We start from the raw sequence: 23464 nt of genomic DNA, 5'->3' as shown, positions 1-23464 counted from the left end.
CCCCATCAAGAGCCATAGTGGTAGTATTCGTATTCCTGACCATACCCCTGACCCGCCTTGAGGGGGACGTATTTTGTCAGGACAGCGCCGATTATGTTGCCGCCAGCGCCCCGCAACCGTTTGACCGCATTCACCGCGTCGCCGCTCTTCGCTGAATTCGCTTCGACGACGAAGACGGTGGCGTCGACCAGTCCCGAAAGGATTGGAGCATCCGCGATTCCAAGGACAGGAGGGGAATCGATGAGGACTATCGAATATTGATCGCGACACGTCGCGAGGAAATCGCGCAAGGCATTGGAGGAAAGCAGATCGGGCGGATTGGGCGGACGAGTGCCCATCGGAAGAATCTCAAGGTTCTCATGAACATCGCGATAGAGGGCCTGTTCCATCGTTGCATGCCCCAAAACCACCTCGACCAGGCCCGGCTGCGAACTGTCGCAATCGACCAAATCGGCAATGGAAGGCCTGCGAAGGTCGGCATCGATCAAAAGCGTGCGACGACCCATCCGGGCGAACAATTCGGCGAGGATAAGCGCAGTGGTAGACTTCCCTTCCGATGCCTTTGTGCTGGTCAGCTGCACAAGGTTCATTTCGCGCGGAACAGCAAAGTCGATCGCGGTCCTGATAGAGGCATATGATTCGACCAGCGACGTGAAAGGTTCTTCGCCGCTGATATGTTCGTCCTTGGGATCGACAAATGGCGTCAGGCCCAGGGCTGGCAACCCGATCTTGGTTTCGATATCGCTGGTCGAACGGATACGGTTGTCGACAAGTTCTCTGACCAAAGCCAGGCCGAATGCGATGGCCAGACCCGCAAACAGCGCAACCATCATGTTCTTGAACAGGCTCGGTGCGATTGGCGCAGTGGGAACACGGGCAGAATCCACACGGGTGATCGACGGAACTTCAAAGTCCGATGCACTGGTCAGCGAGTTGTAGCTTTGAAGCAACGAGGCGAGCTGGTCGCGCAAGGCCTGCGCTTCCCTCTCGTAAACCTCATATTCGACCTTCCTGTCCTGTTCATCCAGCGTGACCTCGGTAACCGAGTTCAGTTCGCTTTGAAGGGCCTGATCCTGCCGCTGGGCGATGAGAAAATCGTTGCGAATACTCGATTTGATGTCGTTGCCGATGCGATTGATCTGAGCGGTAAGGCTATCGACCCGCCCTTGCTTTTCCACGATCTCAGGGAATTGTTCGTTGTAGCGCTGCCGGAGGTCGATCAGTTCGGTCTCGAGCCTGCTGCGCTCGGTAATCATTGCCTGAACCGCCTGGTTAGACTGGACCTCGGGCAGTTGTTCCGGCGGAACATTCTCTATCTGGCGCCAGCGCTGCTGGGCCCTGATGCGATCGGCGCGCGCTTCTGCTGCTGCAGAGTTGATCTGCATCAGGTTGGCGCCCGTAGTCGTCAGGACCGCTTGCCCATTGGAGCCGGAACCAACCGTTTCCTGGGCAACCAGTCCATTCGACCGCGCGTATTCGTTTGCCTCGCGCTCGGCATTTCGGAGGCGCTCACGGACCAGGGTGATTTGCTCTTCGTAGAAGTCCTTGCCGTACTCGTTCAGCTCGATCTCGGCGCTGGTTTCAGTCTTCAGGAAAGCATCGACGTACCCATTGGTGATTTCGGCAGCAAGGACAGGGTCACCCGATTGGAAGGTGATTGTGATGAGGCTGGTGTCGAAGGGAATGTCGACAGCTATCCCGCGCTGGAGGCTGGCGGCAGCGAGTTCCAGTTTTTCCTGCTGCCAGGCCTCGTCGGACATCGATGCAGGGCGCTGCTCGTCGATATCCGCGCCGAGCAGATCGTAACGCTCCCCAAGTTTGAGATTGCTTGCCACTTCGGACGCGAGGCTCCGGCTTTCGATGATCGAGCCCTGGGTATGGCGATACTCCTGGACCTGGCGGTCGCTCATGTAGCCGCGATATTCCTGGCCTGCGACTATGAAATCGCTGCGGGGCTCAAGCTTCACCGTCGCGCTTGCTTCGTAGACAGGTTTGCTCAGGAGGGTGAGAACCAGGCCGCCGACAAGAGCAAGTGCGACAACCGCCGCCACGAGCCAGGCCTGGCGAACCAGAGCCCCCCGAACGAAAGCGAGGTTGAAAAAGTGCCCGTCGCGCCCTGGCCCGCCCGCAATTGCAGGAAGATGCTCCGGCTCATGCCAGAGATCCTGCCGCCGGGGGTCTATCAAATCCAAGGGTTGCGACTGGTTCACGGTCTATCAATAATTGATGCTGGCAAAAATTCCCAATACGGGGATGGCCCGCAAGGCATCCTGCCACGCCTGCGAAAGGCCGGATGTGCCGACTACGACACGGTCGCCGGGCTCTATCACCGGGTCGAGCATGGTGCCTTGGCTGACGGCTTTGTAATCGAACTTCGCCGCGTAAATCCCGTCCGAACGCGTCCTGAAAATAGCCACCTGCGACTGGTCTGCAACGCGATCCGTACCCCTCGCAAGTGCGATTGCTGAAGAGAGGCGGGCACCCGGCTGGAACTGGTAAACGCCCGGCTCCTTCACCGCGCCCTCGACGGTAACAAGATGCGAAGCGTATTCGTTGATATTGACACTGACCTGCGGGCTCTTGAGGCCGGCTGCGGCAAGGCGCTGGGTCAGCATTTGTTCGACCGAAGTGGTGGTCATCCCACCCACGGGAACCGCGCCGATCATCGGGATCGATACGACGCCATCGACACCTACCCTCACCTCTTCCAGCGAGAAGTCCGGCTCACGGAACACAGTGACCGAGATCACATCGGAAGGGCGCAGAGCATAGGTGGTCGGCGCGGCGAACTGGTAGCCCGCCTGGCCGTAGTCATTGCGAGGGTCTGTCTGTGTTGCACCAATGACAGGATCGGGCGTTCCGGCACAGGCCCCGAGTGACATGATGGCGACAGCGCCGAACAACCTGAAATGGATCGGCATTTCCCTTGAGTTCACGGCGGATTTCCCCTCGTTACCGTACTTGAACACCTCAGGGAAAACCCGTAAACGCGAACATGTTGCAGCGCAACCTGACCCCCGAGAATGCTGTCGGCAATCGGAGGCTTGTCGATAGACGGTTGCTCTCGGGGGACGAACCGAATCGGTCGGTACTCGCCGGGATGTCGCATTTGTGGCGAGGCAGCGCCAAAGGGATTTTCGACGCCAACTGGCGGCAGCGTTTAGGGGACAGACGTGGATGCGCCGGAGCTGACTTGGCTGAGCGTGGTGGCGGCTAGCCTTTATCTCGCTGTTGCAGGGGCCTGTACTTTTGCCGCCAACACCGCATCGCGATACCGCCAGCCACCTTTGTACGTTCGCAGCTGGATGCTGATCGCGCTCTTCTTCGCAGTGCTCGTCTCTCTCCGGCTTTTCCTGATCGAAGACCTGCTCGAATTCCGGTTGCGCGAACTGGCGCACGAACAGGGTTTTTACAATGAACGGCGGGTCGGTCAGATTTCGATCATGATAGGCTTGTTCGCTTTGGCGAGCCTTGCCGCAATCGTCATGGTCCGCAAGGCTTTGCGGCTTTCCAGGGGGCGTCGAGATCAGGCTCTATTTGCCGCCAAGGTTGCTTGCTCGACGATGGTGTTGCTGATTTGCCTGAGGCTCGTTTCACTGCATGTGATCGATGCACTCCTGTACGGGCCGCTAAAGCTCAACTGGCTGATCGACATCGGTACGTCATTGGCGGTTCTTGGTTGCGCGCTGGTCTACATACGTCTGGTTCGAGCGTCGCCCAAAGCAACCTAGGAGAGGCCCGAGGCTTCCGCGACGATGTCGGTGATACGACGGCTTGCCTGTCCATCGCCGAATGGATTGTGCGCTCTCGCCATTGCACCGAATGCCGAACGGTCATCAAGAAGCCGAGACACTTCCCGCACGATTACGTCGGCATTCGCGCCGGTCAGGAGCGCCGTGCCTGCTTCCAGGCCTTCGGGTCGCTCGGTCGTGTCGCGCATGACGAGCACGGGCTTGCCTAGGCTCGGCGCCTCTTCCTGGATGCCGCCTGAATCGGTGAGAACGATATCCGACATCTCCATCATCGCGACAAAACCAATGTAATCGAGCGGCTCTATGAGTGCCACATTGTCGATTGCGCCAAGCGCCGGGCGTATGACCTCGCTCACGTTCGGGTTGGGATGCACTGGATAGATGATGGCGACGTCGTCACGGCTCGCCAGGCGTTTGAGGGCAGAGGCGATCTGCCTCATTCCATCGCCGAAGTTCTCGCGACGATGCGCGGTAACGGCAATTATCCTCTTGTCCGCAAAACGGGTTCTGAGCGGTTCGATTGCTGCAGCAAGCGAGCTATCCGCGATCACCGCTTCACGAGCAGCCAGGAGCGCATCGATGACCGTATTGCCGGTCACGTGGATCGCAGCGTCCGGCACGTTTTCGGAACGAAGGGCATTGGCCGCGCTATCGGTCGGGGCGAAGTGGAGATCTGCGACTGCACCGGTCACCTTGCGGTTCACCTCTTCCGGCCACGGCGCATAGATATCCCCCGAACGAAGTCCGGCTTCAACATGGCCAACGGGGATGCGGCGAAAATAACATGCGAGCGTGGCCATCATGGTCGTCAGCGTGTCGCCATGAACCAGCACGCGGTCCGGCTTTTCCGCATCGAGCGCCTCGCCGAAGCGGGTCACTATGCGCGCGGCCAACGCATCGAGGCTCTGGCCCGGCTGCATCAGGTCAAGATCAATATCGGGTTCAATTCCGGCAATGGTGAGTACCTGGTCGAGCATCTCCCGGTGCTGCGCCGTCACCACCACGCGCACGTCGAAGCCGCCGTGATTTCGCAGTGCCTGAACAACGGGGAACATCTTGATCGCCTCGGGACGCGTCCCGAATGTGACCAGAATGCGTGGCTTCCCGCCGGTTTCGCTCATTTGTTGAGCATTCCGCGGGTGTCGAACACCAACTTGCCCGCAAGGTCGTCGGGGAGAAGGTGTTTGAAAGCGGTGTGATCGACGAGCACGACGATGATCTCGGCGGTTTGCAGTGCATGGTCAAGCGCGACAAGCTGTGCGCCAGTTCCTGCAAAGCCCTGGGGCAATTCTTCGGCAAAGGGCTCGACCAGCATGATCCGCTGGCCGCGCGTCTTCGCGAGGCTGAGCGCAATCTCCATCGCCGGGCTTTCGCGAAAGTCGTCGATGTCCGGTTTGAAAGCGAGGCCGAGCAACGCGACCTTGCCTCCAGGCACAGCATCGAGCAGCGCGCGGATGCGGCGCTCGGTGTAACTTGCCTTGAAATCGTTCACCTCACGGGCGGTGCGGATAAGGCGAGCGGCCTTGGGCGAGCTCGAGACGAGGAACCACGGATCGACCGCGATACAATGACCTCCCACGCCGGGGCCGGGCTGCAGCACATTCACGCGGGGATGGCGGTTTGCGAGCGCGATCACGTCCCACACATCGACGCCAAGGTCGTCGGCGATGACGCTGAGTTCATTGGCGAAGGCGATGTTGACGTCGCGAAAACTGTTTTCGACCAGCTTCACGGTTTCGGCAACGCGGCAATTCGTCGCATGACAGTCGCCCTCGACAAAACTGGAATAGAGCGCGGAGGCGCGTTTGGCGCAGTCCGGGGTAATGCCTCCAATGACACGATCGTTCTGGACCAGCTCGCGAACGATTTTGCCGGGCAGGACCCGCTCGGGACAATAGGCCAGCGCAACATCGCCTCCCTCCTGCGAGCCGTAGACGGGCAGTTTCAGGTCGGGGCGCATTTCGGCAATGATCTGCGCGACCCGCTCCGTCGTGCCGACGGGTGAGGTGCTCTCGACGATAATGCATGCGCCGGGCAGGACCTTTGGCGCAATGGCGCGGGCCGCGGCTTCTACATAGCTGATATCAGGTGCTTTATCCTCGTTAAGCGGGGTTGGAACTGCGATCATGTAAAAATGCGCGGTGGGAACCTCGGTCGATGCGACGAGCTTTTCGGATTCTGTCGCCTCGCGAACCAGCCGGTCGAGGTCGCGCTCCTCGATATGAACGCCGCCTCCATTGACCGTTTCGACAACCTTTTCAGAGACATCGACCCCGCACACATTCCAGCCGTGGCTAGCCAGCACGGCCGCTGTCGGCAGGCCGATATAGCCAAGACCGATAACCGCGACCTGGTGGTCGGGGGCTGGCTGGACAGCGGCATCCGGCCCGAAGGCGGTGGCCGCGTCGAATGGTGCATTCATGGGTTCGATTCCTCGCTTTTTTGCGAGAATTCCATGGTCCATGAGGGGTAAAGATCGCGTTAGGGTTGCTGCGAATTTTACCACACGCATTGTGAGCCTGGTGAGCTCGGAAATGCGACTAGATCGAAAGCGCCTGTTTATACGCAGCAAGGAGCGGATCGATCTGGTGCTGCCAGTTCAGCTTTTCGATGACGCGTGCACGGCCAAACTCGCCCATCGCCTCTCGCCGTTCTGGACTATCTACGAGTTCGACGATCTTTTCTGCCAGGTCGATGGAGTCGTTCGGGTTCGCATAGAGCGAAGCCTCTTGCGCCGAGAAACGTCCCTCGGTCACGTCGAACTGCACCATCGGCTTTGCAAGGCTCATATATTCCATGATCTTGTTCATGGTCGATTTGTCGTTCATCGCGTTTACCCTGTCGGGGTTCACGCCGATCTCCATGGTCGATAGAACCTCGAACAGCTCCTTGTCGGGCGCGCGCCCAGTGAACGTGATGAAGTCGGCAAGGCCTTTCTCGGCAGTGAGCGCTTTCAGATCGTCCAGCGCTGGACCTCCGCCGACGAGCACGAACTGGATATCGTCACGGCCTTTTTCGCGCACGATGTGATGAACCGCATCTATCAGAAGGTCGATCCCTTCCTGCTCGCCCATCACGCCGACATAGCCGACCATATGAGCCCGGCCGTTCTTCCACGCGCCGACCGGGTCCACGCGTTTCAGCCGCGACAGGTCAGGGCCGGACCGCACGACGTGGACGCGATCTGCGGCCATGCCGCCGCGCTGAATTGCAATTGACTTGTAACTCTCGTTCGTCGCGATCGATACATTGGCGACCTTGAAAGTCAGCTTTTCGAACAGGACCATCAACCGCCAGAAGAATCCGCGCTTGTCGAACTTCGCCTCGTAAAGCTCGGGATTGATGTCGTGATGGTCGAAAATGTATCTCACGCCCATCAGCTTGAAGGGCAGCGCGACGAGAAAGATCAGGTCGGGCGGGTTGCAACCCTGGATCACATCGAACCGCCGCCTGAAAAAGATTCGCCAGGCAAGGACCGTTTCCCAGAACAGCGCGGCGCCATATTCGAGCAGGAAGCCGAGAGCGCCCTTGGCTTCCAAAGGCAGCGGATGGCGGTGAATTTCGATCCCCTCGATCACCTCGTAACGCTTCTCGTGTCCCTTGCCGGTCGGGCAAATGATCGAGACTTGCGCGCCTGCTGCTTTCAGCGTTCGGGCTTCCTGCCAGACCCTGCGGTCGAACGGGAGCGGCAGATTCTCGACGACGATAAGGACGTGACGCCCCTTCAGCGGCTCGCCTTCGATAACTTCGGGAATGCCCTCTTCCGCCACCAACGCGTTGCTCACGGAATGGTGCTCACATCCACCAGCCTGGCAGTGTCGACCGAGAGATCATTGACCAGGCGGTTGGTGGCAATGATGCAATCGTAGCCGCCACCTTCAGCTGTCGCCTTATCGACCAGAAGTCCATCGATCCTGGGGAGCCAGGCGTAGGCGTAACCTAGGTTCTTGCCGACGAGGTTCTCTGGCTCGATCTGCGGATCGAATATATCGAGATCGAAACCTGCTTCCAGAAGCTTGCGTGCCATGTCGACCGCCGGGCTTTCTCGCAGGTCATCGGTTTCGACTTTGAAGGCCAGCCCGACAAGCAGGACCCTTGCGCCTGGGCGAAGGCCCTCAGTCGCTTTTTGGAACTGATGGTGCTTGTGGGCTTCGTTGGATCGAATGAGCGAGTCCACCAGATGGGTCGCCGCCCCGGTATCCGCTGCGAGATATTGAAGCGCCCTCACGTCTTTAGGCAGGCAGGAGCCCCCGAACGCGCCGCCGGGCCGCATGTAATAAGGCGAAATGTTGAGCTTGGTATCGCTAACGAAGATTTCGTGCACGGCGCGGGCAGAGATGTCGAGATTTTGGCAGACCCTTCCGATCTCGTTGGCAAACGCGACTTTCACCGCGTGCCAACTGTTATCGACGAATTTCGTGATCTCTGCCTCACGAAGTCCGACTTCGAATACCGGTGCTTCGATCCCTTGGTGAAGGGCATGCATTGTCGGGGAGGGTCTTGCGTCGCGCGTTCCGATCACGATTTTCGGAGGGTTGAAATAGTCTTCGATCGCCGACGCTTCGCGAAGAAACTCCGGGTTGTAGACGAGTTCGACTGCGTCCCCGGCGGCATCCCCCAGAGCATTCTCGACAATCGGCCAGATGATGTTCTCGCACGATCCCGGACGCATGGTTGACCGGAAGGCGAGCGTAAGCGGCTTTGATCGCCCCGGTTTGAGCGCCTCTGCAATGTCGCGTGTGACCTGGGCCACAAAGCTCATGTCATGCGCGCCGTCTACGCCGCTGGGTGTCCCGACACAGACCAGTGCGAGGTCACAATCGTCGAGTTCGTCGGCAAGCGATATGACTGCGCTTATCCTGCCATCGGCATGCGCTTCTGCAATAAGCTCTCCAAGTCCTGGCTCATAGACTGGAGTGCGCCCTTCATTGATCGCATCGACCTTCGCCTGGCTGACATCGACTCCGATGACTTCGTGGCCTTGGCTGGCAATGCATCCAGCCGCGGTCGATCCGACATAGCCGAGGCCGAAAATCGCGATTTTCAAGAAACTGGCCCTCACGCCGAAAGTGGTCTGCAATAGGGGACTTTGCGTAACGAGGGCATCCATCTGTTGCAACGCACAGGGCGCGAACTGCGGGGGAAAGGTCCCCTTGCCACGCGCCCGCACCCGCGCCATTAGCTTGGACAAGGGAGAGCTTGAATGAGCGAAAGCAGTGGTCCGCTGACGGGCCTAAAGGTGATCGAGTTTGCAGGGATCGGGCCGGGGCCGCATGTCGCTATGCTGCTGGCCGACCTGGGGGCCGAAGTGGTTCGGATCGACCGACCGGGCGGGGGCGTGATCAACCCCGTGGTCGAACGAGCGCGCCACCGCGTGACAGTCGATTTGAAAAGCGAGGAAGGCCTCGCATTCTGTCGCGATGCGTGCGCGAAGGCCGATGTGCTGATCGAGGGATTGCGCCCGGGGGTGATGGAGCGGCTGGGGCTTGGACCGGACGAATTGCTCGAGGCCAATCCGCGCCTGGTCTATGCGCGGATGACCGGTTGGGGGCAGGACGGACCCCTCGCGCAGGCCGCCGGGCACGATATCAACTACATCGCGCTCACCGGCGCGCTCGACGCGATCGGCAAGGCGGGCGAACCGGCGGTTCCTCCGCAAAACCTGGTCGGGGATTTCGGCGGCGGCTCGATGTACTGCGCCTTCGGGATCATGGCGGCGCTCTATGAACGCGAGCGTTCGGGCAAGGGGCAGGTGGTGGACGCCGCAATTGTCGACGGCGCAACCAGTCTGATGAGCTTTTTCTTCGGTTTGCCAAAATCGGCTGTACGCACGACCGAGCGCGGCAAAGGGCTTCTAGGCGGAGCGGCGCATTTCTATCGCTGCTTCATCTGTTCCGATGGAAAGGAAATTTCGGTCGGCGCGATCGAGCCCCAATTCTACGCCGAACTGTTGGCGAGATCGGGCGCTCCGGCGGAGCTTGCGGAAGGTCAGATGAACCCAGCCAACTGGGATGAATATGCGGAAAAACTCGCGGCGCTGTTCAAGACAAAGACGCAGGCCGAATGGTGCGAATTGCTCGAAGGGTCGGATGCGTGCTTCGCGCCCGTCATGACGCTCGACGAGGCGCGCGAGCACCCGCACATGAAGGCGCGCGGCACCTATGTCGAACACGATGGCGCATGGCACACCGCGCCCGCGCCACGCTTCAGCCGAACGCCGGGCGTGGTCCGCTCGAGCGCCGAGAACGGTTCCGACATTGTTGCCGGCTGGACGAAGGAATAGAGGCAAATGGCAGGCAAGTTCTTCGACGAATGGCAAGTAGGCGACCGGATCGAGCACGAAATCCGCAGGACCGTGACCGAGACGGACAATCTCCTGTTTTCGACCATGACCCACAATCCGCAGCCGCTACATCTCGATGTTGAGGCGGCAAAGGAAAGTGGTTTTGGCCAGATCCTCGTCAATTCGACCTTTACCTTTGCCCTTCTGGTCGGGCTTTCGGTCGGCGACACGACACTTGGCACGCTGGTCGCCAACCTCGGCTTCGACAAGGTGGTGACACCCAAGCCGGTTTTCATTGGTGACACTCTGCGGGCGCAAAGCGAGGTCAAGGAACTGAGGGAGAGCAAATCGCGGCCCGAGGCCGGGATCGTAACCTTCACCCACGAGCTTCTTAATCAGCGCGACGAGGTAGTGTGCCGCTGCGAACGTTCGGCGCTTCTGCGCAAATCCCAATAAAGCATGCCCGTTTTCTCTCGCTGTGCGTTGAAGCGGCATGACGAGCGAAAACGGAACAAGGGAACCTCAATCGGTCGGCGATGTCGTTGAAGGCATTGCCGAACTTGCCGGCCGCGATAGCAGGGTCACGATCGGCGACGTCCTCGAGCGATTTGGCAATCGCAGTTTCGCACCGGTTATGATGGTGTTTGCGCTCGTCGAACTGACCCCGGCAGGCGGCATACCGGGAGTGCCGACTTTCCTAGCGGTTTGCATCAGCTTGATCGCGGTGCAGATGCTGTTCGGACGCGATCACATCTGGGTGCCAGAATGGATCAAGCGGCGATCTGCGCCAAGCAAACGTCTGCGGCAGGCGACCGGCAAGCTCGAAACAGTTGCAGAGAGAGTCGATAGCGTTGCGCACAGCAGGCTTGAACAATTCGCCTCGGGCATCGGGCTGAAAATCGCCGCTGCCATTATCATTGCCCTTTGCCTCACCATCCCACCGTTCGAAGTCGTGCCATTTGCAAGCACCGGTCCTATGCTCGCGATCGATGTCATATGCCTTGCCATCATGGTGCGCGATGGGCTCGCGATGTTGATCGCCTGGGCGCTCGCGGCAGCGGCGCTGATCGGGCTCGGTATCTATTATTTCGCATCCGATACGGCGGGCACCGGCTACTTCCCTTTTTGAGCCAGCTTGACTGCGGGGCCTGACAGACGGCACAGTCTTTTCCGGAGAGTTGAGGGAGAGGGGCGCATGAAACGCGCATGGCAATCGTTCGCGCTAGCGAGCATTTCGGCATTGGTACTTTCCGGCTGCGACGATCTCGAGGCGGTCGATGACGTGCAGCGTGGCGATGGGGAAGGCGCGATCGAACTCGCCGAATTTCCCGATCGGCCCTATTGGGGCGACACCCATCTTCATACGGACAATTCGGTCGATGCGTTCGGCTTCGGCGTGCGGCTCGGTCCGGAAGCGGCGCTGCGCTTCGCCAGCGGCGAGGAAGTTACCGCGACGACCGGGGCCAAGGCACGGCTATCCCGCCCGCTCGATTTTCTCGTGATCGCCGACCATTCCGATGGTCTCGGCGCTACCCGGCGCCTCTATGATGCGCCGCGCATTGGAGTCGTCGCCCAGAACGACGAGACGCTGCTGCGCTGGTACGACATGATGCATGAAAGTCCCGAGCAGTCGCAGCTGGCGATTGCCGAGCTGATCACCGCAGCTGCGAACGACACACTTCCCGCAGCTCTGCGGGATCCCGAACGCCAGCGCGAGGCGACAACCGAGATCTGGAACGCGCAGCTCGAGCTGCTCGATCGCTACAATCGGCCGGGCGTATTCACGGCATTGGCCGGTTTCGAGTGGACGCTGATGCCGGACGGCAACAATCTCCACCGCGTCGTGATGTTTCGCGATGGCAGCGACCGCACAAGTCAGGTGCTGCCATATCCAGGCCTCGGCACCACGGCCGAGCAGCTGTGGGACTATATGAGCGCCTACGAGGAGAACACCGGCGGTCAGGCGCTCGCGATCCCGCACAATTCGAACCTTTCCAATGGGCTCATGTTCGAAATGACGATGCCCGATGGTTCGCCGATGACCGCCGAATACGCGGCCAAGCGCGCCGAGGCGGAACCCGTCGTCGAGATGACGCAGATTAAGGGCGACAGCGAAACCCACCCCTTCCTTTCGCCTAATGACGAGATGGCGGGCTTCGGTGTGAAGGGCTGGGAACTCGGCAACCTGCCGCTCACGGCCAGATCGACGCCCGACATGTACGCTGGCTCATACGTCCGCGAGGCATTGAAACGTGGCCTCAGTCTCGAGGAGCAGCTGGGCGTGAACCCCTACGCCTTCGGGATGATCGGCGCGACCGATAGCCACACCGCAATGGCGACCGGGGACGAAGAAAATTTCTGGGGCAAGCACACCGGAAACGAGCAGGCGAACACGGATCGCGCGAACCAGCCGCAGAACCTTGGCACGCGCCAAGGCCGGTTCGGCTGGCATTATCTCGCAGGCGGCTATGCGGCGGCCTGGGCGAGGGGCAATACCCGCGCGGAAATCTTCGACGCGTTCCAGCGCCGCGAGGTCTACGCGACCACGGGCCCGCGCATGAGCGTGCGCGTTTTCGGCGGCTTCGGTTTCAATGAAAGCGACTGGGACGGCGACTGGGTGCGCAAGGGCTACACGCAAGGCGTTCCGATGGGCGGCGAGCTTGCCGATAGCGGCGAAGCTCCGAACTTTATCATCAGCGCATTGAAGGATCCTGATGGCGCAAACCTCGACCGGGTGCAGGTGGTGAAGGGTTGGCTCGACGCCTCCGGAGATCTGCGCGAACAAGTCTACGACGTCGTGTGGAGCGATATGGAAACCCGCGCGCGCTCGGGCGGTAAAGTGCCGGCGGTGGGCGACACGGTGGATCGCGCGACTGCGACCTACACCAACGATATCGGCGCTGCAGAATTGCGGAGCGTGTGGACCGATCCCGACTATGCCGAGGGTCAGCGTGCGTTCTACTACGTCCGCGTACTCGAAATCCCCACGCCGCGCTGGACACTGTTTGATGCCGCGCGTTTCGGGATCACTTTGAGCGAGGAGGCGCTGGCCGACAGCGTTGCGCAGGAGCGCGCCTATACCTCGCCGATCTGGCTCAATCCCAGCGCCTGAGGACGCTTCAATGACCCTTCCGGGCTGGACCCGCGAGCCGCTGGTCCATTTTCTCGTCGCCGGCGCGCTGCTCTACGCCTTCTTCGCATGGAGCGGCGGCAATGCAGTCGATCCCTCCTCGCGCGTGATCGAGGTGGGGCGCGAGGAGCAAGCTCAACTTGCCGTGCAATTCGAGCGCACGATGGGCCGCTCGCCGACCGATGCCGAGCTCGACGCGCAGATCGAAAAGTTTGTGCGCGATGAAGTGCTCTACAGAGAGGCGCTGAGGCTCGGGCTCGATCAAGGCGATGCGGTGGTGCGGCGGCGCATGGTGTCGAAAATGGATATGACCGCGAGCGCAGCGGCAGAGGTGGCCGAGCCGACGGTCAAACAATTGAAGGCGTACTTCAAGGAGAACGCGGCTCGATACGGCAACGAGGTCAAGGTAAGTTTCGACCAGCACTATTTCGACGCGCAAGACGAAGCGATCGAGGCCTTGCGGAATGATTCACCCGGGCAAGCGATCAGTCTCCCTGCCGAAATGGAAGAGGCAAGTCTGCGCGAGATCGGTGATCGTTTCGGCACGGATTTCGCAAACACGCTTTCCGAGCTTGAACCAGGATCCCGGTGGCAAGGTCCGGTGCGGTCGGGCTTCGGCTGGCATCTCGTGCGGGTTACGGACAGATCGGCTGGCGCCCCCGATTTCGACAGCTTGCGTCCCCGGATCGAGAATGACTGGCGCAGCGCGCAGATCGAGACGCGCAAGGATCGTGCTTTCGCAATTCTGCGTGATGCCTACCGGGTCGAGATAGACCGGTGAAATGGCTCGTCGCGCTCTTCTGCGCGCTGCTCGCTGCGCCCCTCGCTGCCGACGAACTGCGCCCGGCAGTGATTGAATTGACCGAGCGTGAGCCCGGCATATGGTTGCTCGAATGGAAGCTGCCGGTGGCCGCGACGACGAGAAACATCGCGCCGGTCTTCGCCGATCCCGTCCTGCCCGAAAGCTGCAAAATGCTCGGCGAGCCGAGCCAGCGTGCCGCGCCGCTCGCTTTGCTTGGAAGCGCCCGGCTGAGGTGCAGCGGCGATCTCTCGAACGAACGATTCGGGCTTTCCGAACTCGTTGGCAATGCCGATGCGCTGGCGCGGTTCGTGCCTCTTGACCGGCCTGCCCAGACATTCCGCCTCACAGCCGCAGCACCGACTGCGACCATTGCTGCCGAACCCGAGACGTGGGCGGTCGCGCGGGACTATTTCGTCATCGGGGCAGAGCATATTCTCTTCGGCTGGGATCACCTGTTGTTTGTCATCGCGCTGGTGCTGCTGGTCCGGCGCGGATGGGCAGTGGCGGGCGCGGCGACCGCCTTTACCGTTGCCCATTCGATAACGCTCGTTGCGACCACGCTCGGCTACACCGGTCTGCCGAGCCGCCCGGTCGAGGCGCTCATAGCGTTGTCGATCGTTTTCCTGGCAGTCGAGGTTACCCGAATGCTGCGCGACCCCGAGCACGAGACATTTACCCGGCGGGCTCCATGGGTGGTCGCATTCGCATTCGGGCTTCTGCACGGCTTCGGTTTCGCAGGGGCGCTTGCCGATATCGGTCTGCCTCAGGGTGAGATCGCAAGCGCACTCGTCGCGTTCAATCTGGGGGTAGAGGCAGGGCAGCTGTTTGTGATCGCCGTGCTTCTCGCATTGCTGGCAGTTATCAGGCGCGCGGTGCCCTTGGCAGAGACTCCGGTCGTCCGGGCCGCGACTTACGGCATCGGGATCATCGGCAGCTTCTGGTTGTTCGAGCGGGTGCTCGGCTAGGCGGCAGGTGCCACCGGTGTTCCGCCGAGCGCCTGCCACAACAGCACGCGTGCACGTTCCGCACGACCGATCGCCGCAGCCGCGCGTTCCCCGCTCGCATCGGCGGCGCGTCGCGCTTCGAGCACGGTGAGGAAGTTCGACAAGCCGGCGCGGTAGCGCGTATCGGCGAGCCGTGCGGCACGCTCCAGCTCGTCGCGCTCCTTGACTGCAAGCGCTGCCTCTTTGTCGGCGGCGGCGATCAGGCCGTAGGCGGCTTCGGCATCGCCCAAGGCCTGGAATACGGCCCCGCGATAGGCAGCGAAGGCCGCTTTCTTGTTGGCTGCGGCACCGTCAATCTCGGCCTCGATTCGCCCGAAGTCGAGCAGGGGCGCGGCGACGCCCGCCGTAAGCGAACCGACGATCGAGTCTTCGTCGAACAGATCGCCCAGGTTGAAAGCAAGCAGGCCGAGCACGGCGGATAGGTTAAGGCTTGGGAACCGCGCGCGTGCGGCGGCGGCAAGCTCGGCATCGGTTGCGGCAAGCTCGCTAGCGGCGGCGGCGATGTCTGGGCGATTGGCGAGCAAATCGGAGGGAAGGGACGTCGGAGCCGGCCCAAGCCGAAGCTCGGGTGCGTCTTGCGCCAATGCAGCCGTGACATCGGCGGCGCTCTGGCCTGTGAGGGTAACAAGTCGCCCGACAATTCGAACACGCTCGGATTGCAGCGAGGCCAGTCGCGAACGCGATTGGCTGGCGGCAGCCTCGGCCCGCACGCGATCGAAACCGGGGGCGATGCCCGCGTCTTCACGTGTCTTCGCGAGGGCAGCAAGCCTCTCGGCAGCCTCTACGTCGTCCCGAAGCGCTTCGGTTCGCGCGGCGAGCGTACGCCAGTCGATCACGCTTCCTGCAATCTCGGCAAGCAGCGCGACACGCACGGCATTGGCCGATGCGCTGGCGACGTCGATCCGTGCAAGGGCAGCGCGTTCCTGCGCTTTCAGGCGGCCAAATATGTCGGCATCCCAGCGCGCTGTAAGGTTGGCGCCGTAGGAGACCTGCTCAGTATCGATGAATTGCGCGAAAGGCGAGTTGCCACCGAACTGATTGGGGTTGGTGCGGGTGCCGGTGACGTTTGCGTCTGCACCGACATTGGGAAGACGCTCTGCTCCGGCACGGGCTGCCCCCGCCCGCGCAGCTTCAACCCGGGCAAGAGCCTCTGCCAGGCTCGGCGCGTCCGCGAGAGCGGCAGTTGAAAGCGCGGCGAAAGCCGGGTCGTCATTCGGCAGGAGTCCCGCTACCCGTCCAATTGTCGGACCGTCCGCGCGGAAGTAGAAATCCTGCGGCAGTTCAGGTGTCGGCGTGGCGATTTCCGGGGCCGGACCGGCAACGCAAGCTCCGAGGGAAAGAGCGAGCGAAAGAGGTAAAAGACGGCGCATCATCTCAACCTTCCTCTGCTGGCGCTTCGTTCGCGGGAATGAATGCATCGACCTGCTGGCCAACGCGAAAAGCGTCGGTGTTTTCCGGCAACTCGTAGATCACCTGCAGAACGCGTACATCGACACGCTCTGCAGCGCTGTTGGTCAATTGGCGCTTGGGCACGACCTGCGGCTCTGCCCGGACGAATTTCGCTTTGACCTGGATTTCTGCTGCACCGCGCGGTGAGACGACCGCTTCCGCGCCGAGCTTCACGCGCGACGCTTCGTTCTCGTCGATATCGACGCGGACGTGCAGGGGATTGGTTTCGCCCATCTGTATGAACGGTTGGCTGCTGCCGCCTTGCGTCGCGACGAATTCGCCCGGGCGGATATTGACTGCGAGAATCTCGCCGCTGATCGGCGCGCGCACAGTCAACCGACCAAGCTCGGTGCGCGCGCTTGCGGCACGGGCTTGTGCCTGAGAGAGCCGCGCACGGGCCAGTGCGAGGCGGTTGTTTGCTGCTGCAGCCTCTCCTTCGATACGGACAATCTCGGCGCGGCTGACGGCGGCTGGGTCATCGATATTGCGATAGAGCGCGAGCTGTTCGTTGGCGGTGCGCTGCGCGGCGGCAGCCTCTCCGATCGCAGCGCGCGCTTCGGCTATCGCAGCGTTGGCTTCGGCAAGTGTGGCGCGGACGGCTCGGTCATCGACCGTAAACAACGGCTCGCCCTTCGCCACCCGGTCGCCCGGCTGCACACGCAGGTCGGTAACGAGGCCGGACAGTGCCGAACCGATATCGATGATTTCGCTCGAAGGCTCGACAAGACCCGCACCCGCCACGCGCGGCGCGTTTGCAAGTTCGCCGGTTGCCTTGGCGGGCTGCTTAGCGGGCTCGGTAGTTTCGCGATCGGGCAACTCGCTGAAGATGTAGATCGCGGCGAGGATGATTCCCACCACCGCGATCAGGGGAAGGATCTGCCGGGAAAAGCTGATGTTTTTGAGGTTGAAGGCCATGATGGATCTCGATGGTGTAGGGCTGGAGAAGGCTTAGTGGTCGTCCGGCATCTCGGTGCCGTCATGGGTAATGCGACCGTCCTCGAGCACGAGGATACGGTCGGCGAGGTCGAAAATGCGGTTGTCGTGAGTCACGATGATGCAGGCCCGGTCGGGCGCGACCGCGACTTCGCGAAGCAGGTCCATAACGCGGCGACCGGAAGAGGCATCGAGCGCGGCGGTAGGCTCGTCGCAGACCACCAGTCGCGGCTCGTGCACCAGCGCGCGGGCGATGGCGACGCGCTGTTGCTGGCCGCCGGAAAGCTGGTTGGGCAGCTTGTCGGCCTGATCGCCGATATTGAGCTTTTCGAGCAGCTCTTTCGCTTTTTCGCGCGCTTCGTCGATATCCATGCCCTTGGCGATGAGCGGCACGGCGGCGTTTGCGGCAGCATCAATCGAGGGGATGAGATTGTACTGCTGGAAGATGAAGCCGATATTGTTGAGGCGGAAATTCACGAGCTCTGTGTCCGAGAGTTCATAAATGTCCGTGCCGAACACGCGAACGGTGCCTTCGGTCGGCCAAAGGATGCCGCACATAATCGAGATCAGCGTCGTCTTGCCCGATCCGCTTTCCCCTACGAGATAGGTCATCTCGCCGGGCTTTATGTCGGTGCTGATGCCGTGGAGCACCCGGATCGTCGTCTGCCCGGTCTCGAAATCGCGTGCAATGTTGCGCGCGCAGATTGCCGCTTCGGGATCGCAGCCTCCGATGGCGCTTGTGTCGATGGGTTTGCCGTTGATGTCGTTCATGCAGGCGCGCTCCTCACCGAAATACCGATGCGGGTTCGGTGTTGAGAACGCTCCTCAGCGCGAACCACCCAGTCAGCGCGAGGATGATGACGACCGCTACGAGGCTGATCAGCGGGATCTGCCACGGGATGTAAAATCCCTTAAAAAATGGATTGCCGCTGAAGCTCCAGAGAAAGATAGCGGTGCCAAGCACGCCGAGAGAATATCCGATCGCACCGACCATGCCCGCTTGCACGCTCACCATTTTCACGATGTTCCAGTTGGTCACCCCGATGGCTTTGAGTGCGCCGAATTGCTTGATGTTGTCGCGAATGAAGAGGCTGAACGTCAGGCCCACGATGGCGACGCCGACCACGAAGCCGAGGATGACCGTGATCCCGAAATTGGTTGGGATGCCGGTGTTTTCGACAATGAAGTTGATCCCCGCCTGAGCGAATTCATCGCGCGTTTCCGCCTTCAGCCCGGTTTGCTGCTCTATCCGGTCGGCGACCTCGGCGGCGGTAATGCCTGCGGCTGGCTCGGCGAGAACGAAGCTCAGCCGGTTCCGCGTGCCGGGCACGAAATTCAGCGCGCGGCTGTACTTGGTGTAGAGCACCGCAGTGCTGGTGAACGCGGGGATGGTGTCTGCCACGCCGAGGATAACCGCACGCTGGTCATTCAGTTCGAGCCGTTCGCCGATCGGATTCGCGCCAGCGCCGAACATGTTCACCACCCCGCCATCGTCGATAATGACCGAGTCGGGCTGCGAGAGGACGTCCTTTGACCCTTTGAGCAGGTTTTTCGGCAGCCCGATCAGCGTCGCATCGTCAACACCGATGATCGCGACCTGTTCGAGATCACCCTCACGTGTGCGGACCGACGCGACCGAGCGCAGATGCGGAACCGCCCATTCGACGCCAGGTACGGAGCGCACCTGGTCGAGTGCGGTCGAGGGCATGGCGTAGGCGACATCGGTCGTGCGGCTGACAGGATCCATGACCCATATCTCTGCCTCGGGCGCGTTGTAGACGCCGCTCGCGCCGCGCTCGATCAGGTTGACGAAGATGGTGAGCTGCTGGGTAATCAGCAGGGTCGAGAATGCGATGCCGAATAGAAGTCCATAAAACTTCTGCGCATCACCGGTGAGCATTCGAATGGCGATCCAGAGCACGTTTGGGGGAACCTTTTGGAGAGGGAGGGGTTGCCTTGGTGTGAATCGGTATTAAATATTGAACGGTCGCGTTTAATTGTACGGAACCGTTCAGATTGTCAACACTCATTCGAAAAAGGCAGGGCCGCCCGTCCGATATCGCCAAGCGCAAGGCGATCGTCGAAGCGGCTGCGCGCAGCTTTTTCGACGTCGGCTTTGCGGCCAGTTCGATCGAGGCGATCGCCGCTGATGCCGGCGTTTCCAAGGTCACCGTCTACAACCATTTCGGCGACAAGCGCGGCTTGTTCACCGCCGCTGTTGAGCAGGAATGCGAAAAGATGCGCGGCTATTTCAGTCTCGAAGAGCTGCCCAAGGGTTCGATCCGCGAACGGCTGACCTCGATCGGAGAGGCAATGTTCGCCTTCCTTTCGCGGCCCGAGATGATCCAGTTCGAGCGCCGCATTGCTGCCGAAACCGAACATGAGCCATCGATTGGCCAGGCATTTCTCAAAGCCGGCCCCTGGCGTATGAAGCAGGGCTTCAGCGCGTTTCTTGCCCACGCTGCGCAAAGCGGCGAACTCGAAATTGCCGATCCCATGCTTGCGGCCGAGCAGTTTGTCTCGATGTGCAAGGGTATGGGCGATCTTGAGCGACGGTTCGGCAGTGTTCCTTCCGACGAAGATACGAAGCGCAGGATTGAAGGGGCCGTGGATGTCTTCCTCGCCGCCTATGCCCCTGATTAAATCGAAATTGCGTCCTTCGCGCGCACGCGAGCGTTATCTTGCCATTCACAGGTCCGATCCTACATAATCGGGCGAGAAAGGAATCCCCCTCCCATGAGTGACCAGAACGATCCCAACCAGCAGCCTCCCGAGGGCCAGAACCCCTGGGCGAAGCAATTGATGATCTGGGGCGGCATTTTCCTCGCTCTTCTGCTGGTCGTCTCGCTCTTCAGCAATGCCGGGCAGAACCCTGGTACGCAGATCCCGTATTCGGAATTCCGCAACCAGGTCGAAAACAATCAGGTTGCCGAAGTCGCGCTGGGGGAAGACTTGATCACGGGCACGTACAAGAATGGGTCGAATTTCCAGACCGTGCCGGTTCCAACCGATACGGAAATCACGAAGCTTCTGCAGGAAAACGAGGTCAAGTTCTCGGGGAAGCCGCGCGAGGAACCGAACCTCCTGTTCTATATCCTGATCAATTCGCTTCCCTTCCTCTTGATCCTCGGCATCGCCTTTTTCGCGCTCCGGCAAGTGCAGAAAGGCGGTGGGGGCGGCGCCATGGGGTTTGGCAAGTCCAAGGCCAAGATGCTGACCGAGCGCCAGGGCCGCGTCACGTTCGAGGACGTCGCGGGCATCGATGAGGCGCGCGAGGAACTGGAGGAAATCGTCGAATTCCTGAAAGATCCGCAGCGTTTCTCGAAACTCGGCGGGCAGATTCCCAAGGGCGCACTGCTGGTCGGCTCCCCCGGCACCGGTAAGACCCTGCTCGCGCGCGCGATTGCGGGCGAGGCGGGCGTCCCGTTCTTCACCATTTCCGGCTCCGACTTCGTCGAGATGTTCGTCGGCGTAGGCGCTAGCCGCGTGCGCGACATGTTCGAGCAAGCGAAGAAGAACGCCCCGTGCATCGTTTTCATCGACGAAATCGACGCGGTCGGCCGTTCGCGCGGCCACGGACTCGGCAATTCGAACGATGAGCGCGAACAGACGCTGAACCAGCTGCTGGTCGAGATGGATGGCTTCGAGGCGAACGAAGGCATCATCATCATCGCCGCGACCAACCGCCCTGACGTGCTTGACCCTGCCTTGCTGCGCCCGGGCCGGTTCGACCGGCAGGTCGTCGTGCCGATCCCCGATATCGACGGCCGCGAGAAAATCCTCGAAGTCCACATGAAAAAGGTGCCGCTGGCTCCCGATGTGAACCCGCGAACCATCGCGCGCGGCACTCCGGGCTTTTCGGGTGCGGACCTCGCCAACCTCGTCAACGAGGCGGCGCTGCTTGCCGCGCGGCGCAACAAGCGCCTTGTTGCGATGCAGGAATTCGAGGATGCCAAGGACAAGGTCATGATGGGCGCTGAGCGCCGCAGCATGGTGATGACCGAGGACGAGAAGAAGATGACCGCCTATCACGAAGCCGGCCACGCTCTCGTCTCGATCAACGAGCCGGCATCGGACCCGATCCACAAGGCCACGATCATCCCGCGCGGCCGCGCGCTGGGCATGGTGATGCGCCTGCCCGAACGCGACAATTATTCGTATCATCGCGACAAGATGCACGCGAACCTTGCTGTGGCGATGGGAGGCCGTGTCGCCGAAGAGATCATCTTCGGTCACGACAAGGTTTCTTCCGGGGCGAGCGGAGATATCCAGTATGCGACCGATCTCGCGCGCAACATGGTCACCAAGTGGGGGATGAGCGACAAGCTCGGCCCGCTGCAATACGAGGCCAGCCAGGAAGGCTATCTCGGCATGGGCCAGACGATGCGGACCATGTCGAGCGACGAAACCAACAAGCTGATTGATTCCGAGATCAAGCGACTTGTCGATGAGGGCCTGAAGCGTGCGACCGATGTTCTGACCAGCCAGGAGGACAAGCTCCACCTGCTCGCGCAGGCGCTGCTCGAATACGAAACGCTTACTGGCGATGAGATCAAGCAGCTGCTCGAAACCGGAAAGATCGACCGGCCAGACGAGCCCAAGGGCCCGAGTGTGGTGAAACCCGCGCACGGATCGGCGATCCCCAAGGCCGGCAAACGCTTTGGCGGCGCCGGCAAGGGTGACGCCGCCCCCGAAGGCGCCTGACACTAGGCAATCATATTGAAGGAGAAGGCCGTCCGGAGCGCATCCGGGCGGCCTTTTTCTTGGGCGCTCAAAACGCGCCGAGCAGCAGCAGCACCTGCAGGAACAGTATCAGGATGATGAGGATGCACACCGTCAGGAACACGAAACGCCAGATCGTTGAAAAGCGCGACAGGCCGTAGGTATTCTTGAGGTGCTTGTAGACGTGTAGGGGGGCCGCGATCGAAAACAGAATGAAAGCGAGACTTGCCCCAAGGGGACTCACCGCGATCAGGGATACCGTGATAAACAGCAGCGACATAAAGCTGAGCGAATAGGTGACGAAGATTGCATGGTCGTAAGCATGGAACTTGCGTCGCCACAGAAATGTCAGCCACACGAATGGTATCGATAGCGGGATCAGCAGCCAGCTGAACTTGTATCCGTTCGCCTGCAGTTTGTAGAGCATCAGGCTGGGATTGCTCTGCCATTTCCCGACGAAGGAATCGATCCAGCCGACGCCGGTCTCCTCCAGGGTAAGAGTGCCGTCGCTGGTCTCTACGAATGGCACCGCGTCCTGCGCCTGGCCTTCGAACCGCCTGAGCTCGGTCAGACCATTTTCGGCCGCGGCGATCTCGGCAGCGAGATCGGCATGCTCGGGCGATCCCTCCGGCAGCGCGGCAAGGCGTTCTTTCGCCTCGGCGATCCGGCTTTCTCCCTGCGTTTCCAGATCGTCGAGGAATTCGGTGCCGTTGGAAGTCAGCATTCGCGCGAGGTTTTCGCCGCGTCCCTCAAGCAAGGCGAGATCCCGTTCCAGCGTGGTGCGCTCGGACTCCAGAGCCAACCGCTGGGCGGCATCGATATCCGACTGCGCCAATTGCTCGTCGATCTCTGCAATCTTTTCGGTGACCAGACGGGTTTCCCGGTCGACCATGTCGGTCACCAGCGCGCGGGTGTCGCCTTCGAGATCGGTCGGCGCCGACAAGCCCACCATCTGAAACACCGCGAACATCGCGAAGACGCTGAACAGGAACATGGCCATCGGACTGACGAACTTGGCACGCTCGCCCTCGATATAGCGCCGGGTCAGCTGGCCCGGCTTGAACACAAGCAGGGGAAGCGTGCGCCAGAATTTGCCATCGAGGTGAAGAACGCCGTGAATGAGATCGTGCCCGATCGCCGAAAGCGTGCGGTGGACGTGGCGTTTCTGGCCGCAGTTCTGGCAGTAATTGCCGAGCGGCTCCGCCCCGCAATTGAGGCACGCGCCGCCTTCATCTTCGGCGGGCGTGCCCTCGCCATGCCTGGACTCAACTGCCCGGCCTGCCAGCGCACCTTCGATCGCGGCGCCAATGCCTTCGGAAACGTCGCTCACTCGGTCCCCCGTTCATCTTGAGCGATTATAGGGTCATCACGCGCGGCTGGGGAAGGGGG

At 61.1% G+C, this 23464-nt stretch carries 20 protein-coding genes; 9 read left to right on the top strand and 11 right to left on the bottom strand.

Going from position 1 to position 23464, the window contains the following annotated elements:
* Positions 1–5 precede the first annotated feature (5 nt).
* Entirely contained in the window at positions 6–2192 is a 2187-nt protein-coding gene (locus tag FIU90_RS00295; protein ID WP_172970122.1) for a polysaccharide biosynthesis tyrosine autokinase, read from the bottom strand.
* Positions 2193–2216: 24 nt separating this feature from the next.
* Positions 2217–2936: a polysaccharide biosynthesis/export family protein gene (locus tag FIU90_RS00290; protein ID WP_234029570.1), complete on the bottom strand. Its 720-nt coding sequence runs from the start codon at positions 2934–2936 to the stop codon at positions 2217–2219.
* A gap of 237 nt (positions 2937–3173) precedes the next feature.
* On the opposite strand from FIU90_RS00290, the gene FIU90_RS00285 reads away from it, so the two are divergent.
* Positions 3174–3731, top strand: coding sequence for a hypothetical protein (locus FIU90_RS00285; protein ID WP_152432952.1), 558 nt, complete (start codon positions 3174–3176; stop codon positions 3729–3731).
* On the opposite strand, the gene wecB is transcribed toward FIU90_RS00285, so the two are convergent.
* The 4 genes from wecB to FIU90_RS00265 form a co-directional block, all read right to left on the bottom strand.
* On the bottom strand, positions 3728–4873 hold the full coding sequence (gene wecB / locus FIU90_RS00280) for a non-hydrolyzing UDP-N-acetylglucosamine 2-epimerase (protein WP_152432951.1): 1146 nt from the start codon (positions 4871–4873) through the stop codon (positions 3728–3730). The genes FIU90_RS00285 and wecB overlap by 4 nt on opposite strands.
* Entirely contained in the window at positions 4870–6174 is a 1305-nt protein-coding gene (gene wecC / locus FIU90_RS00275; RefSeq protein ID WP_152432950.1) for a UDP-N-acetyl-D-mannosamine dehydrogenase, read from the bottom strand. Before wecC ends, wecB begins: the two co-directional genes overlap by 4 nt.
* 118 nt (positions 6175–6292) lie before the next feature.
* Entirely contained in the window at positions 6293–7537 is a 1245-nt protein-coding gene (locus FIU90_RS00270) for a glycosyltransferase family 4 protein (RefSeq protein WP_199799341.1), read from the bottom strand.
* Complete coding sequence (locus FIU90_RS00265; protein WP_152432949.1) at positions 7534–8799, bottom strand: nucleotide sugar dehydrogenase; 1266 nt, start codon at positions 8797–8799, stop codon at positions 7534–7536. The genes FIU90_RS00270 and FIU90_RS00265 overlap by 4 nt, the downstream gene beginning before the upstream one ends.
* A 156-nt stretch (positions 8800–8955) precedes the next feature.
* On the opposite strand from FIU90_RS00265, the gene FIU90_RS00260 reads away from it, so the two are divergent.
* The 6 genes from FIU90_RS00260 (at position 8956) to FIU90_RS00235 (ending at position 14932) form a co-directional block, all read left to right on the top strand.
* The gene (locus FIU90_RS00260) at positions 8956–10035 is read left to right on the top strand and encodes a CaiB/BaiF CoA-transferase family protein (protein WP_152432948.1); all 1080 of its coding nucleotides are present in this window, start codon (positions 8956–8958) and stop codon (positions 10033–10035) included.
* Positions 10036–10041: 6 nt separating this feature from the next.
* A complete protein-coding gene (locus tag FIU90_RS00255) occupies positions 10042–10491 on the top strand; it encodes a MaoC family dehydratase (protein WP_152432947.1) in 450 nt (149 codons plus the stop codon).
* A 37-nt stretch (positions 10492–10528) separates the two neighbouring features.
* Positions 10529–11164, top strand: coding sequence for an exopolysaccharide biosynthesis protein (locus tag FIU90_RS00250; protein WP_152432946.1), 636 nt, complete (start codon positions 10529–10531; stop codon positions 11162–11164).
* 66 nt (positions 11165–11230) lie between these two features.
* Complete coding sequence (locus FIU90_RS00245) at positions 11231–13147, top strand: DUF3604 domain-containing protein (protein ID WP_152432945.1); 1917 nt, start codon at positions 11231–11233, stop codon at positions 13145–13147.
* 10 nt (positions 13148–13157) lie between these two features.
* Positions 13158–13946 (top strand): peptidyl-prolyl cis-trans isomerase, encoded by a 789-nt coding sequence (locus FIU90_RS00240; RefSeq protein ID WP_152432944.1) that lies wholly within the window; start codon positions 13158–13160, stop codon positions 13944–13946.
* Positions 13943–14932 (top strand): HupE/UreJ family protein, encoded by a 990-nt coding sequence (locus tag FIU90_RS00235; protein WP_234029569.1) that lies wholly within the window; start codon positions 13943–13945, stop codon positions 14930–14932. Before FIU90_RS00240 ends, FIU90_RS00235 begins: the two co-directional genes overlap by 4 nt.
* Here FIU90_RS00235 and FIU90_RS00230 read toward each other — a convergent pair.
* From FIU90_RS00230 to FIU90_RS00215, 4 genes are read right to left on the bottom strand one after another with little or no spacing between them, the layout of a single operon-like run.
* Positions 14929–16344 (bottom strand): efflux transporter outer membrane subunit, encoded by a 1416-nt coding sequence (locus tag FIU90_RS00230; protein WP_234029568.1) that lies wholly within the window; start codon positions 16342–16344, stop codon positions 14929–14931. The two genes, FIU90_RS00235 and FIU90_RS00230, sit on opposite strands and share 4 nt — an antisense overlap.
* A 1-nt stretch (position 16345) precedes the next feature.
* A complete protein-coding gene (locus tag FIU90_RS00225) occupies positions 16346–17335 on the bottom strand; it encodes an efflux RND transporter periplasmic adaptor subunit (RefSeq protein WP_152432943.1) in 990 nt (329 codons plus the stop codon).
* Positions 17336–17368: 33 nt separating this feature from the next.
* Positions 17369–18124, bottom strand: a complete 756-nt coding sequence (locus tag FIU90_RS00220) for an ABC transporter ATP-binding protein (RefSeq protein ID WP_152432942.1) — start codon at positions 18122–18124, stop codon at positions 17369–17371.
* Between the two features lie 13 nt (positions 18125–18137).
* A complete protein-coding gene (locus tag FIU90_RS00215) occupies positions 18138–19253 on the bottom strand; it encodes an ABC transporter permease (RefSeq protein WP_234029567.1) in 1116 nt (371 codons plus the stop codon).
* A 116-nt stretch (positions 19254–19369) separates the two neighbouring features.
* Here FIU90_RS00215 and FIU90_RS00210 point away from each other — a divergent pair, with 116 nt between their 5' ends.
* The gene (locus FIU90_RS00210; RefSeq protein WP_152432940.1) at positions 19370–19996 is read left to right on the top strand and encodes a TetR/AcrR family transcriptional regulator; all 627 of its coding nucleotides are present in this window, start codon (positions 19370–19372) and stop codon (positions 19994–19996) included.
* Positions 19997–20089: 93 nt separating this feature from the next.
* Positions 20090–22057, top strand: coding sequence for an ATP-dependent zinc metalloprotease FtsH (gene ftsH / locus FIU90_RS00205; RefSeq protein ID WP_152432939.1), 1968 nt, complete (start codon positions 20090–20092; stop codon positions 22055–22057).
* Positions 22058–22124: 67 nt separating this feature from the next.
* On the opposite strand, the gene FIU90_RS15670 is transcribed toward ftsH, so the two are convergent.
* A complete protein-coding gene (locus FIU90_RS15670) occupies positions 22125–23405 on the bottom strand; it encodes a DUF3667 domain-containing protein (protein ID WP_234029566.1) in 1281 nt (426 codons plus the stop codon).
* Positions 23406–23464 lie beyond the last annotated feature (59 nt).

The organism is Erythrobacter sp. THAF29 (assembly GCF_009363635.1).
In the GTDB taxonomy this organism is placed as follows: Bacteria; Pseudomonadota; Alphaproteobacteria; order Sphingomonadales; family Sphingomonadaceae; genus Erythrobacter.
This window is presented reverse-complemented; position numbering and strand designations above follow the sequence as displayed.

Coding starts and splice junctions, on each gene's coding strand:
- wecB (WP_152432951.1), bottom strand. CDS start 4,873: ATGAGCGAAACCGGCGGGAAGCCACGCATTCTGGTCACATTCGGGACG.
- wecC (WP_152432950.1), bottom strand. CDS start 6,174: ATGAATGCACCATTCGACGCGGCCACCGCCTTCGGGCCGGATGCCGCT.
- FIU90_RS00260 (WP_152432948.1), top strand. CDS start 8,956: ATGAGCGAAAGCAGTGGTCCGCTGACGGGCCTAAAGGTGATCGAGTTT.
- FIU90_RS00255 (WP_152432947.1), top strand. CDS start 10,042: ATGGCAGGCAAGTTCTTCGACGAATGGCAAGTAGGCGACCGGATCGAG.
- FIU90_RS00250 (WP_152432946.1), top strand. CDS start 10,529: ATGACGAGCGAAAACGGAACAAGGGAACCTCAATCGGTCGGCGATGTC.
- FIU90_RS00245 (WP_152432945.1), top strand. CDS start 11,231: ATGAAACGCGCATGGCAATCGTTCGCGCTAGCGAGCATTTCGGCATTG.
- FIU90_RS00240 (WP_152432944.1), top strand. CDS start 13,158: ATGACCCTTCCGGGCTGGACCCGCGAGCCGCTGGTCCATTTTCTCGTC.
- FIU90_RS00230 (WP_234029568.1), bottom strand. CDS start 16,344: ATGATGCGCCGTCTTTTACCTCTTTCGCTCGCTCTTTCCCTCGGAGCT.
- FIU90_RS00225 (WP_152432943.1), bottom strand. CDS start 17,335: ATGGCCTTCAACCTCAAAAACATCAGCTTTTCCCGGCAGATCCTTCCC.
- FIU90_RS00220 (WP_152432942.1), bottom strand. CDS start 18,124: ATGAACGACATCAACGGCAAACCCATCGACACAAGCGCCATCGGAGGC.
- FIU90_RS00215 (WP_234029567.1), bottom strand. CDS start 19,253: ATGCTCACCGGTGATGCGCAGAAGTTTTATGGACTTCTATTCGGCATC.
- ftsH (WP_152432939.1), top strand. CDS start 20,090: ATGAGTGACCAGAACGATCCCAACCAGCAGCCTCCCGAGGGCCAGAAC.